This is a genomic window from Gilliamella sp. W8128, assembly GCF_016100545.1.
In the GTDB taxonomy this organism is placed as follows: Bacteria; Pseudomonadota; Gammaproteobacteria; order Enterobacterales; family Orbaceae; genus Gilliamella; species Gilliamella apis.
This window is the reverse complement of sequence record NZ_JACFSE010000007.1, coordinates 146,525-158,726: the sequence shown is the minus strand read 5'-3', so window position 1 is coordinate 158,726 and position 12,202 is coordinate 146,525. Positions and strand designations below refer to the sequence as shown.

Genomic DNA, 12,202 nt, shown 5'->3' with positions numbered 1-12,202 from the left:
GATAATTTACGCTATAACTTGATTCAGACGAATAACCGTGACCTTTATTATGAATAGTATTGATGCCTTTAATAGCACAACATTAACCCAACTTGATTTTTCACATAAGCAATCTGTTAATCATAGTGAACAAAATTTTATGGCTGAATTAAAAATGGCATTAGATAAAATCAGTCAAACACAAATAGACGCTAGCCAACAAGCTAAAGCATTTGAGATGGGTGAAGCCAATATCGCATTAAATGAGGTGATGGTTAGCATGCAAAAGTCTTCAGTTTCTTTACAATTTGGTATTCAAGTTCGCAATAAATTAGTCGCAGCATATCAAGAAATCATGAATATGAATGTTTAAACCATTATCGGATGGTTACTTATCGACTAGATGATATATTTTGGTTTAAAAAATAGTATTAATTAATCGCCAATTTTTATCCTAAATTGGCTTAAACTCACCACTATTGTTGTTACAACGACTATCGAGATACTCGATATAAGATTTTTTTTCAAGTTAAAAATGCATTAGTTATTGTGAAGTAAGCTAGTCACCAGTACAAGCAAAGTATATACATTGACGATGTAAAATTAATCAAAAAAAAGTTTGCGGAGTGGGGTTTTTGGCAGATAAAACTAGCTAAAAAAACCCCGTTCCTCAATTATTTTTGTACTATTTTTTTGACTACTCTGTGAATAATCTAAACTAAATTGGCGATTGTTTGGTAGCTATCTATTTTTGCTTGATAATCAACCTGTTCACCAATTAATTGGCTTAATTCATTATGTCGCAGATGGATTAATTGCTTTAATTGCTCATGATAACTAAGAATATTATTGATATACATTTGAATCATATCTTGTTGTGATAATGGTATATTATCAATAGTAGTTAACCCATTTTTGAGTTGAATATCACGTGCTAACTGCTGATATTTAGTTTGCCAACTAATTAATAATTCCCAATTTTCTTGTTGTGCATTAATTAGCATTTGCTCAACAACATAATTAAGTTGCTCGTATTGTTCTAATACTAGATTCGTATTCAATTCTGCTACATCCATAACTATGCTATCTCACGCCAAGCTTGGGCAATATTATTAAGCAGATCAAAACAAGTTTGCAGTATTTGCGTATCATTATGTAGATTAGCAAAAACCAGTTGCTGGCTGATGTATTGATATAACTGATCTAAATTTTCAGCAATTTCACCGCCTTGATCTAAATCAAGGCAACTTTTAAGCCCATTATCAATGATATTAATAGCTTTAGAAATGGCTTTTCCTTTACCAGCAATATTACCCTTTTGTATATATAACTCAGCTAAGCGAATAGCATTTAATGCGCCATCAAATAACAAAACAATAAGCTGATGAGGTGAAGCCTGACTAACACTAGTTTCTAAATTGACTTGTTTATAAGCTTGAGATCCCATTTTATACATTGTTATGCCTTATTTTTTTAAATTCGCCATCATTTCAAATTGGGTGGTAAGGTAATTGCTCATACCATTTAATTCATTGATTAAGATATCTAGTTTTGTGAATTGTACTCGATAACGCTCGATAGTTTGGTCAATAGAGTTATTAACTTGGTCATAACGTTTATCTAATGATTTTAAGGTAGAATTTAAACCGTTAGTTGCCGTATCAATCATGCCGTCGCTATCAATAAAGCTACTTACTTTGGCAAAGACTTCGTTGGCAATACCAGTTGTTTCACCATCACCGGTAAATAAAATGGCGACTGCTTGACTGTTTTCTTTAAGGGCTTTTTCTAATTCGTTTTCTTTAATTACCAGCTTGCCATTACTATCCATATTGATACCAATTTGTGCTAGTACCGATAATTCTCCTGTTTGACCTTTAGAAAATATAGAGCGAATACTTTGATCAATATTACGGAGTGTTGAATCACCAATCAGTGGGCCATTACTATTATTTAATTCATCTGAATTGGCATCACCAGCGGTAAATTGCGTTAAGCTTGATATAGTTGATTGTAATTGATTAAAGGCATCAACCCACTCTTTAAGGGCTTCTTGAGCTTTGTCATTGTCAGCGCTGATGGTTAAATTTTGCGCTGTTGTAGTGACTGCTTTTAATGTGATATCGACACCAGGAATAACCTCTTTAACGGTATTTGATGAGCTATTAATCGTTATACCATTAAAGCTAAATTTAGCATCTTGCGCTTTAGCCACTTCACTCATAGCTGATGAATCAGCTTGATTAGCATTAAAACCAATTAGTGAATTAAGCTTATCATCATCGGATGAAATAGAGGTAATGGCTTGTTGTTCACCAGTTTCTTTCGATGTGATAACCAGTTGATAGCTATCAGTTCCAGAACGGACAATAGTGGCATTTACCGTTGTGTCACTTGTTGAACCATCTTCATTAATCACCTTAGCTTGATTGATTGCATTGGCTATTGATTCGAGCGATGTGTCATCTTTGCCTAACGTGATATTTAATTTTTGGCCATTAGCTTGTTCTATTGTGAGGGTACGGGTTTCATTATCATTACCTAACGCTGATGTTTTATCGTTAATAGCATTAGTAGCAACACTATGCGCAGTGGCAAGTTGTTCGACGCTAACCGCATAATTACCTAATTGGGCCTTGCTATTTACATTAGTGGTAAAATAGTTGTCATTACCAGATGCAAAACGCGCTTGAAACAGCTCTTTTTTTTGCAGTTTTGCTGTTGCGCTGTTGAATGTTGATAATGCACTTTTTAATTTACCAAAACCGCTTATTTTGTTATTAACTGCTTTTTGTTGGGCCTTTATCGGTGTAAGACGATTTTTTTCAACGGCTTCTAATTGATCTAATACTTCATTTAAATCAATACCAGAACCAATTCCTAATATACTCATTGCCATGATTGATTATCCTAATATAAATTCTTTCATCCCTTGTTTTATCGACCAATGCCGTAAAAAGTTTAGCTGTTTTTAGTTTTTTATCTTTACTAATAAATAAGTCGGTTTTGGCAATGAGAATATTGATAATCAGTTTTATCTATTAAAAAATGAGGTAGTTATCTCAATCAATAGTGTTGTTAGCTGTCCTTTATGTTGCCTAACATTAAAATTGTGTAGTGAAACTTCCAATATCATTACTATTGATTAATTAGAAAATATATTGCCATGAATTAAACGGGGACAAGCTTAAGTTTTGTTGCCACAAATTAAGGCTATATTAACCAGTCGATTCAGCGATACATAACTTCGATTACTACACATATAAACATGTATGATGCCCTTTAATCATGTTCATCAAACGACTTAGTTATTCAGCTTTATTTAATACCAACAAATAAAAATTCAAAAAAATATTAAAGTTTCTTTTTTTAATACCGATAACTAAACCATCAGCATATATATTGAATTATTTTTCAATATCTCGTTGATCTAACTAATCATATTAAAGGAGATAAAAATGGCACAAGTAATTAATACTAATACTATGTCTTTAATGGCAAGAAACAACCTTAATCATTCTCAAAGCGTGCTTGGAACTGCAATTGAGCGTCTATCATCTGGTATGCGTATCAACAGTGCTAAAGACGATGCGGCTGGTCAAGCAATCGCTAACCGTTTTTCTTCTAGTATTCGTGGTCTAACTCAAGCTGCACGTAATGCCAATGACGGTATTTCAATTGCACAAACTACAGAAGGTGCGTTAAACGAAATCAATAATAACGTACAACGTATTCGTGAATTAACTGTTCAAGCAGCAAACGGTACTAACTCTGAAAGCGATCTTGTATCAATCCAAAATGAAATCGATCAACGTTTACAAGAGATCGACCGTGTATCAGCACAAACTGACTTCAATGGTACTAAAGTATTATCAGAAGACAAAACCCTTAACATTCAAGTTGGTGCAAATGATGGTGAAATCATTGCTATCAATTTAAAACAAATTGACAGCGACAAATTAGGTTTAGCTAGTTTTAATGTATCAGATGCGCCAACCGCAGATCCATTAAAAACAATTGATGCGGCATTATCAAAAATTGATGAATTACGTGGTGAGCTTGGTGCGGTACAAAATCGTTTTGAGTCAACTGTAACTAACATCAACAATACTGTAAATAACTTAAGTTCAGCACGTAGCCGTATTGAAGATGCAGATTATGCTGAAGAAGTATCTAATATGACTCGTGGTCAAATCTTACAACAAGCTGGTACTTCAGTATTAGCACAAGCTAACCAAGTACCACAATCAGTATTGTCTTTATTACAATAAAACCATACAAGTACATAGATAGAATTTCGGTCACTCTAATTTTGTACGATAACAATAGTGGTATTTTTTAATACCACTATTGTTAATAATGTTAATTACCTATTTTTTAATATCTTATTCTTGCCATTAACTCAATCAATTATCGTCATAATAATCATTAGCATTTTTTTACATTGGTTCAGAAAAATGAGTGATAGCCTGTATAACTCTCAAGGTGTAGTGAATCAAATCGATTGGCAACAATATCTATATTTAGTTCGTAATGAGGCGTTGAAATTAGCTGTTCGATTGCCAACCACGATTGAACTTGATGACTTACTGCAAGTTGGTTATATAGGTTTATTAGAATCCATAAAACGCTATGATGCATCTCAAGGTTATACTTTTACTACCTTTGCTACTCCGAGAATAAAAGGGGCTATGCTAGATGAATTGCGTAGTCGAGATTGGTTACCACGGCAAACACGGAAAAAAATTAAAGATGTCACTAATGCTATTAATGAATTAGAGCAAAAATTAGGCATACCTCCCAATGATCAGCAGATAGCTGCTCATCTGCAATTATCTCTTACTGAATATCACAAAGTATTATTAGATTCAAATTATAGCCAAATCTGTTCTTATGATGAGATTCACAAAAAACTCGGCGATAATTTGGATGCGTTAATTGAGCCTGACGCAGATAACAATCCTTTTGCTTCCATTATCAATGATGAAATTCGCAATATTATTGTTCAACAAATTGATAACTTACCAGAAAAAGAAAAAATGGTTTTAGCTCTCTATTATCAAGAAGAATTAAATTTAAAAGAGATTGGAAAAGTGTTGGATATTAGCGAATCTCGAGTAAGTCAATTACATAGCCAAGCAATTAAACGAATACAAAGTAAAATTGTTTTATAAAAAAAAGAATTAAAACAGTAAAACATGGAAAAATAAATCGAAAATAAATTGAAATGATTTTTTTATTGACCTTTCGAATTTAAAAATGTAACTTTAAGTTTAAAAAAGTGGTGTTAGTTGTATTTTATTAATTTTGCGTTTTTTTATGCGAGCGCAAGCAGATATGGATTGTGGTGGTTAAATTGGGAAATATACAAGATGACGATATTTTGAAATGTATTCATCATTTAAATCTTTCAACGCTTTTATTAAGTCAAAAGATGCTTGAAAAAGATAAAGTGATGGCGATGTATCGATTAGGAATTGATGAAAAAACAGCTGATATCTTGAGTAATTTAAGTGCTTCTCAAATGTTGGTTCTATCTGAAACCAATCAATTAACATTTCAATTTAGATTTAAAAATTCGGCAATGATGGAAAAATTAACTGAGGAATCTCGCGTTAGTGATATAAAGCAGATGCATACAGGGATCCTTCTATCAAGCTTACTTTTAGATTCAATTAATAAGTAGGTAGATAATAAAGATGAGTAGCACAAGTATTATTCAAAAGTATAAAGAAGTTCAATTAGCTATTCGATTAATTTCACTCGGCGCTAGAATCCAAATGTTAGAAAGTGAAACCAATTTAAGCCGTGGTAAATTAATTAAATTATATAAAGAAATTCAAGGATGTCCTCCTCCTAAAGGTTTGCTTCCCTTTTCAACTACGTGGTTTATGACTTGGGAGCCCAATATTCACTCAAGTATGTTTTATAATGCTTACCATTTTTTAGTTAAACATGGCATTAAACCTGGTGTTCAGGCCATTTTAAAAGCCTATCAACTCTATTTAGAGCAGTGTTCCTTTCCTCAAGATGAAGAGCCTATTTTAGGATTAACCCGAGCATGGATTTTAGTTAAATTTGTTGAAAGTAATGTTATGCAGCAGTCAAGTTGCAAGGAGTGCAAAGGGCGATTTATTACCCATGCTTATCAACCGCATAATAGCTTTGTGTGCAGTTTATGCCAGCCACCATCAAGAGCAGAAAAAAATAATAAAACACATAAAGAGAGTCATGCCAAATGTTTACAAGTTTTATCAATACCAAATGCATTTAATTTAGTCACAGCAAATCAGGTAACAATTTAAGTAAACATTAAGCAGTACAACAGAGTTAGTTATATTTTATGGAGATAAAGGAAAGCCAATGCTAATAATTATAGGATATATTGTGGTTATCGCTTCAGCCTTAGTCGGCTATGTGCTAAGTGGCGGGTATTTGGCGGTACTTTTTCAACCATTAGAGTTTCTCATTATTGGTGGGACAGCTATTGGGGCCTTCATTGTAAGTAACGAAAAGAAAGTTATCAAAGCGACACTTAAATCACTAGGTAATTTATTTAAAACCTCAAAATATAATAAAACACTTTATTTAACATTAATCAATTTAATGTACACCATATTAACTAAAGTGCGTCAAAGTGGTGGCTTATCGATTGAAGAAGATATCGATAATCCCAAAGAGAGTGAGTTATTTAAAAAATACCCACTTATTTTAGCCAATCCGCAAGTTTGTGATTTTATCACTGATTATTTACGTTTGATGATCAGTGGCAATATGGAAGTCTATGAAATCGAAGCACTAATGAATGAGGAAATAGAAACCTATACTCATGAACTTGAAAAACCAGCCGATGCCATTTCTAGCGTTGGTGATGGTTTACCTGCTTTTGGTATTGTGGCTGCAGTTATGGGGGTAATTAACACCTTAGCACAAGCAGACCGGCCAGCTAGCGAATTGGGTGAGCTTATTGCCCATGCTATGGTTGGTACCTTTTTAGGTATTTTACTTGCTTATGGTTTTGTGTCGCCTTTAGCAGCCTTATTAAGGCAAAAAAATGCCGATACAGTAAAAATTTTAGAATGTACTAAAGTGATTCTTATTGCCAGTATGCATGATTATGCGCCGCAAATTTGTATTGAGTTTGGTCGCAAAACAATTTTTTCCCACGAACGGCCATCTTTTTTTGAATTAGAAAAATATATTCAAGAAGTGAAAGATAAAAACGCTAACCCAACAGAAAATAATGAATAATGAAAAAGAAGTCAGTAAGAATAGTTATTTCTAAAAAGAAATCCGGTCATGGCGGTGGCCATCATGGTGGATCATGGAAGATTGCTTATGCTGACTTTATGACGGCGATGATGGCGCTATTTCTCGTCATGTGGTTAATTGCTAAGTCCAGTCCACAAGAGTTACAAGGCATTGCTGAATACTTTAGAACACCATTGATTTTAGGTCAAAATGGTGGCAAAAATATCAGTGATAGTGAAAGTCCGATACCGGGTGGTGGCGATGATGTATCTAAAAATGTAGGTGAAGATAAAAATACCATATTGAATGATCATCCTGTCGAATCTGATTTGAATCAAGATGAGAAACATCAATTAATTGATACAGCGAATAAAATATATGAAGTATTTGAACTTGATCCTCGACTACAAAAATTAGCCGCTAATCTTATCGTTGAACTAACAGAAATGGGGTTAAGAATTCAGATTTTAGCCACCGATGATAAACCGATGTTTGATGTTGGTAGTGCGGTTATTCATCCTAATATGCAAGAAATTTTGTATGCTTTAGCGCCAATCATAAATTCGTTACCTAATAAAATGACGTTATCTGGTCATACTGATGAGCGTCAGTATATAACCGGTGATCGTGGTTATAGTAACTGGGAGTTATCCGCAGATAGAGCAAACTCATCAAGAAGAGAGTTGATCGCTGGTGGATTAGATTCCAATAAAATCATTCGTATTATTGGTTTAGCCGATACGGTGGGATTAAATAACCCAAATTACAGCAAAGATGCCAATCGCCGTATTAGTATTTTAATTTTGAACAAATCAGCACAGCAGTATATTGAAGATGAAAATACCATGACAGGCATCGATTTTTTAAAACAGGTCAAACAAATTAAATCAGAATAATATCAACATAAATACTCAGATTAAGCTGGTTAAAAAATTAAAATCAAAAAAAATCCATTTTTATCTAAAAATAATTAAAGTTTTTAAATTGAAGGCCGATATAAATAATAACACTTTAGTTTAATAATTTTATTATTAACTGAGATTATATTTAGGAGCCTTTATGTCAAATTCATTGATGAATACCGGTATTAGTGGATTAAATACAGCACAAAATATGCTTAATGTGATTAGTAATAATATTAGTAATGCACATACAGTTGGTTATAACCGCCAGCAGCAAATTTTGCGTCAAGCAAACGGTACTAAGTATAATTTTGGCTTTGTAGGTAATGGTGTTGCGGTATCATCAGTTAACCGTGCATATAACAGTTTTGTGGTTGGTCAATTACGCCAATCACAATCGCAAAATGGTTCGATAAAAGCCTATTACAATGAATTATCAAAAGTCGATAATTTACTAGCTGAAAACGAAAACAGCATTTCTTCACAATTAAATAATCTGTTTGCTAGCTTAAATAAGCTCTCTTCCAATGCGGGTGATGCTGCAACAAAACAGACAGTGATTAGCGATCTTACCTCTTTAGTCAGCCAGTTCAATAAAACGGAATTGAATTTAAAAAATCAAATTGCCAATATCAATACTGAACTGACGAATAACATAGATAAAGTTAATACTTATACCCAACAAATTGCCGATCTCAATCAAAAAATTGCCAAATTACAGGCTGTCAGTGGTGGTCATGAGCCTAATTCTTTACTAGATGAACGAGATCAACTGGTAACTGAATTAAGCGAACTGATTGGTATAACTGTTACCGAGCAAAATGGCCAATATAATATTTCGCTTAGCAATGGTTTAAGCTTAGTACAAGGCGCATCGACAAATCAGTTATCGGTGCAGCCTTCGGCCTCTGATCCAGCCTTAAATACGATTATTTACACCCATAATTCTGGTGCGACACAAGAACTGACAAGTCAAAATATCGCATCAGGCCGATTAAATGGACTATTAGCTTTTCGTGATGGACCACTCCTTGAAGCTCGTAATCAATTAGGGTTGTTGGCGTTAAATTTAGCTGAGCGCTTTAATGAAGTACATACGTCTGGCGTTGATGTTAATGGTGACCCTGGCGAAAAACTATTTGATTATCACAAACCGACTAGTATTGCTAATAGCAAAAACCAAGGTAATGCTACCGTTAAAATGGATTATAACTCAGTAACTGAAGTCAAAGCTTCTGATTATAAAATAGAGTTCAATGGCAACGATTGGGTAGTAACCAGATTATCTGATAATCAACAAATTACCCCACAAGTTAGCGATGGTAAGTTAGTGTTTGACGGCTTATCGATTGAAATTACTGGCAATGCTGTTGCTGGTGATAGCTTTTTACTTAAACCTGTTGCCGATGTAGCCTCATCATTACAGTTACTGGTTAAAGATGTAAATAAACTCGCGACCGGTATTAACGATGATGAAAATGGTAGTGGTGATAATCGAAATGTGGCTAAACTACTTGATATACAAAATGAAAAACTAGTTAATGGTACTAAAACCTTAAATAGTGCGTATACATCATTAGTTAGTTATGTAGGTAGTGAGACGCAGACCGCTAAAATTTCAGCACAATCGAGTCAAAATATCACTCAAGAAATTTATGAGCAGAATCAATCTATCTCTGGTGTGAATATCGAAGAAGAATATATTTCTATGCAAGTTTATATGCAATATTACCAAGCAAATGCCAAGGTTATTGATGCGGCAACGACAATATTTGATACCATTTTAGGTTTGGCCAAATAATAAAAGGATTTAGACATGCGACTTAGTACTCATTCAATGTATCAAAAAAATCTAAATAGTATTTTAAATACCAATACCAAATGGCAAAAGTCAGGATTACATTTGGCAACCGGCAAGAAAATATTATCACCTTCAGATGATCCGATGGGTGCTTCACAAACATTAATTTTAAAGCAAGCTCAATCAAGAAATAACCAATTTCAAGCAGCGCGAGATAGTGTTGATAAATCATTAAGTCGGCAAGATACAGTATTAAAAGAAGCGAATACTGTGATTCAATCAATCCAAGAAACTTTAGTTTATGCCGGTAATGAGACGTTAAATGATGAAAACAGACAAGATTTAGCTAATAAGCTACAAGGATTAAAAGATCAGTTAATTTCGTTAGCCAATGCTAAAGATACCAATGGTAATTATCTGTTTGCTGGTAATAAAAATGATACCCCTCCTTTTGTGGTCGATGAAAGCGGTAAAGTGAATTATGTCGGTGGTGCAACCACGATTAATGTTTTCATCGATGATACCCGTGAAGTATCGCTAAGTTTTACTGGCCAACAGATTTTTATGACAGGCGCCAATACAGAAGTAGAAAGTGATGTCTTTGCGAGTATCGATTATGCCATAGCGGCATTGCAAATTGGTTTAGATGATAATGACCCTGAAGCTATTGAACAGTTTCGATTAGGTTTATCTAAAGCCAGTCAAGGTGTTGATAACTCATTTGAAAACATCTCTACCGTTAGAGCTGCAGGCGGAAATGTATTGGCTGAAGTCGAAAGACTAACCGCACTGGGTAAAACCTTAGATATTGATTTTGAAACGCAAATTAGTCAAATTGAAGATGTTGATTGGTATGAAGCGATTTCAGATTATGTGATGCTACAAGCAAATTTACAAGCAGCACAATATACATTTATGAACATGCAAAATATGTCATTATTTCAAATGAAATAATCTATTATTAATTTTCTTACGTCCTAAACATTACTATTCATCTAACAAACAGGGGGTGCAACCTCCTGATTATCGATTTGCTTACGGTTATCATTTTATTGTCATACTGTTTTTATATTGCTATGCTGATGATCCGCTATTTGCCAAAGGGTGAGAAACGCGATTATAGGTGATCTCGATATATGCAACTAAGACATTATTGGTTATTTATTGACTATAGAGTAGAGTTTGGTCTACTTATTGGCTGTGATGATAATGCAATTTATTAACAGCTATATTCATTTAAGCACTATTTAAAGGCAATTTGTCTAAATCCAGATATTGATTTTTGCGGTGTATTTTTGGCAATTTGCTCGATTCGGCCAATAATTTGGATCAGTTTCTCGCTATAGTTAGGATCAGTTGCATAGTGTGCGTCTTGTAGTGCTTTGGCCGCTGTTCTAGCATCGGGAGCATTAACCACTGCACGATAACGTGGGCTTTTGGTTAATAAATTAAGGTAATCAGTTAATGCATGTTGTTTACTGTTGTATACCCTAAATTCATCTTTAATTTTAACCATATTGTTATTTAGGAATTCTTGGGTAGTTAACTGAGTTGAATCACCTTGCCATGATGAGGTTGCTTTTATACCGAAATAGTTATAACTCGGCTTATTATCAGCCGTTTTTATCTGTTTTTTACCCCAACCGGTTTCTAAAGCTGCTTGAGCAATAATGACTTCATAAGGAATGCCAGATATTTTCGATGCCTGCTTTGCTGGCTCAAACCATTCGACGACAAATTGGCTAATATGGTCTTTATCAACTTTGTTGAGCGATGTTGGCAAGCTTGATTCATTAACATTTGCTTTGGTTAAATTGTTGGCTTTATGCTGTTGATAAAGCATTTGCCCTAATGCTGCTGGCGATAAATTGGATGAATTATCACTAAATAAAGATTGTGCCAATCGCATATTGGTTTGATTATTATTCGCTTGAGCTTGTGAATGAATATTAAGCGTAGAATGTGGCTGATTAGTTAATTGTTTAACAATAACATTAGATAACCCTAAACCTTTACCTGCCGTTTGTTGAGCAATTTGTTGATCAAACATAGAGGTAAATAGTTGCATTGCTGATTGATTAAATAAACCGCCATTGGGTACCGCTTTGCGCATAGATTGCATCATCATATTTACAAATAGTGTCTCAAACTGATCGGCAACTTGTTTGATGCTGTCAGTTGATCCACTAACGGCATTACGTTTTAATTGATTAATGCTAGAAAAATCATAAGCAAAACGATTAACAGACTGATTTATTAGGTTTTTCAT

13 protein-coding genes are annotated in these 12,202 nt (G+C 33.9%); 9 read left to right on the top strand and 4 right to left on the bottom strand.

The features are described from left to right. Positions 1 to 49: 49 nt before the first annotated feature. Positions 50 to 352: a flagellar hook-basal body complex protein FliE gene (fliE, locus tag H3U97_RS08940; protein WP_198192373.1), complete on the top strand. Its 303-nt coding sequence runs from the start codon at positions 50 to 52 to the stop codon at positions 350 to 352. Between the two features lie 340 nt (positions 353 to 692). On the opposite strand, the gene fliT is transcribed toward fliE, so the two are convergent. The 3 genes from fliT to fliD are packed head-to-tail and all read right to left on the bottom strand — an operon-like array spanning position 693 to position 2,878. Continuing rightward, positions 693 to 1,040 carry a flagellar protein FliT gene (gene fliT, locus H3U97_RS08935; protein WP_165601607.1) on the bottom strand — a complete coding sequence of 116 codons (348 nt, stop codon included), beginning with the start codon at positions 1,038 to 1,040 and terminating at the stop codon, positions 693 to 695. A gap of 17 nt (positions 1,041 to 1,057) precedes the next feature. Then, a complete protein-coding gene (fliS, locus tag H3U97_RS08930; protein WP_034900965.1) occupies positions 1,058 to 1,435 on the bottom strand; it encodes a flagellar export chaperone FliS in 378 nt (125 codons plus the stop codon). Positions 1,436 to 1,444: 9 nt separating this feature from the next. After that, positions 1,445 to 2,878: a flagellar filament capping protein FliD gene (fliD, locus tag H3U97_RS08925; RefSeq protein ID WP_198198741.1), complete on the bottom strand. Its 1,434-nt coding sequence runs from the start codon at positions 2,876 to 2,878 to the stop codon at positions 1,445 to 1,447. Positions 2,879 to 3,437: 559 nt separating this feature from the next. Between fliD and H3U97_RS08920 the strand changes: the two genes are divergently transcribed. The 8 genes from H3U97_RS08920 (at position 3,438) to flgL (ending at position 10,887) form a co-directional block, all read left to right on the top strand. Further along, entirely contained in the window at positions 3,438 to 4,250 is an 813-nt protein-coding gene (locus tag H3U97_RS08920) for a flagellin (protein ID WP_034900970.1), read from the top strand. A gap of 186 nt (positions 4,251 to 4,436) precedes the next feature. Beyond that, positions 4,437 to 5,153: an RNA polymerase sigma factor FliA gene (locus H3U97_RS08915; protein ID WP_198198740.1), complete on the top strand. Its 717-nt coding sequence runs from the start codon at positions 4,437 to 4,439 to the stop codon at positions 5,151 to 5,153. A 191-nt stretch (positions 5,154 to 5,344) separates the two neighbouring features. Continuing rightward, the gene (gene flhD, locus H3U97_RS08910) at positions 5,345 to 5,665 is read left to right on the top strand and encodes a flagellar transcriptional regulator FlhD (protein ID WP_034901072.1); all 321 of its coding nucleotides are present in this window, start codon (positions 5,345 to 5,347) and stop codon (positions 5,663 to 5,665) included. 13 nt (positions 5,666 to 5,678) lie between these two features. Beyond that, positions 5,679 to 6,284 (top strand): flagellar transcriptional regulator FlhC, encoded by a 606-nt coding sequence (gene flhC / locus H3U97_RS08905; RefSeq protein WP_086358409.1) that lies wholly within the window; start codon positions 5,679 to 5,681, stop codon positions 6,282 to 6,284. Between the two features lie 58 nt (positions 6,285 to 6,342). After that, the gene (motA, locus tag H3U97_RS08900) at positions 6,343 to 7,230 is read left to right on the top strand and encodes a flagellar motor stator protein MotA (RefSeq protein WP_065613560.1); all 888 of its coding nucleotides are present in this window, start codon (positions 6,343 to 6,345) and stop codon (positions 7,228 to 7,230) included. Next, on the top strand, positions 7,230 to 8,126 hold the full coding sequence (motB, locus tag H3U97_RS08895) for a flagellar motor protein MotB (RefSeq protein WP_144190093.1): 897 nt from the start codon (positions 7,230 to 7,232) through the stop codon (positions 8,124 to 8,126). The genes motA and motB overlap by 1 nt, the downstream gene beginning before the upstream one ends. Positions 8,127 to 8,289: 163 nt before the next feature. Continuing rightward, positions 8,290 to 9,933 (top strand): flagellar hook-associated protein FlgK, encoded by a 1,644-nt coding sequence (gene flgK, locus H3U97_RS08890; RefSeq protein ID WP_144190094.1) that lies wholly within the window; start codon positions 8,290 to 8,292, stop codon positions 9,931 to 9,933. Positions 9,934 to 9,948: 15 nt separating this feature from the next. Then, the gene (gene flgL, locus H3U97_RS08885; protein WP_034900980.1) at positions 9,949 to 10,887 is read left to right on the top strand and encodes a flagellar hook-associated protein FlgL; all 939 of its coding nucleotides are present in this window, start codon (positions 9,949 to 9,951) and stop codon (positions 10,885 to 10,887) included. Between the two features lie 289 nt (positions 10,888 to 11,176). Here flgL and flgJ read toward each other — a convergent pair whose 3' ends face one another. Further along, positions 11,177 to 12,202: a flagellar assembly peptidoglycan hydrolase FlgJ gene (flgJ, locus tag H3U97_RS08880; protein WP_198198739.1), complete on the bottom strand. Its 1,026-nt coding sequence runs from the start codon at positions 12,200 to 12,202 to the stop codon at positions 11,177 to 11,179.